1 pseudogene is annotated in these 783 nt (G+C 58.6%); it reads right to left on the bottom strand.

Features of this window, described 5'->3' with window-relative positions:
• A pseudogene (locus KQH60_RS14525) lies at positions 1-725 on the bottom strand (transposase); the annotation flags it as partial.
• Between the last annotated feature and the right edge of the window lie 58 nt (positions 726-783).

Raw genomic sequence — 783 nt, 5'->3', positions numbered from 1 at the left:
GATCTCGATGCCGAGCGCTTCGCGGTTGAAGTCGTCGATCACGTTAAACAGTCGGATGCTGCGTCCGTCGGCCAGTTGGTCGTGCATGAAGTCCATCGACCAGACCTGGTTGACGGCAGTGGGCACCGACAGCGGTTCCGGAACCTGCCGGACTAGCCGCTTGCGTGGCTTGATCCGCAGGTTCAACTCCAGTTCGCGATAGATCCGGTACACCCGCTTGTGATTCCAACCGAAACCCTTCACATTGCGCAGGTACAGGAAGCACAGCCCAAAGCCCCAGTTCCGGTGGTTGTCGATCAGACGCAGCAGCCAGTTCGCAATCTCCTCGTTCTCGGCATTGCGCAGGCCAGCGTACCGATAGCAGCTCTGGCTGATCCCAAACGCCTCACATGCCAGCCGGATCGATATGCCTCGGCTGGACACCGCGTGCATGGCCATCTCGCGCCGGCGAGATGGCCTCAGTCCTTTTTTGCGAGTGCCTCCGAAACGATTTCGGCCTTGATCTTCTCTTCGACGTACATCTTGCGCAGCCGGGCATTCTCGGCCTCCAGTTCCTTCATCCGCGCCATCAGCGACACGTCCATGCCGCCGTACTTCGAGCGCCACTTGTAGAACGTCGCCGTGCTAATGTCCAGCTCTCGGCACAGATCCAGTACCGCCAGCCCTGCCTCCACGCGCTTGAGCGCCTCCATGATCTGGCTGTCCGTGAATCTCGACTTCTTCATTGCGTAGAACTCCCTTAACAAGAAAATTCTACTTCTGTTCCCACCGGTTTTTTGGGGG

It is taken from the genome of Mycetohabitans sp. B8 (assembly GCF_021991875.1).
Classification (GTDB): Bacteria; Pseudomonadota; Gammaproteobacteria; order Burkholderiales; family Burkholderiaceae; genus Mycetohabitans.
This window is presented reverse-complemented; position numbering and strand designations above follow the sequence as displayed.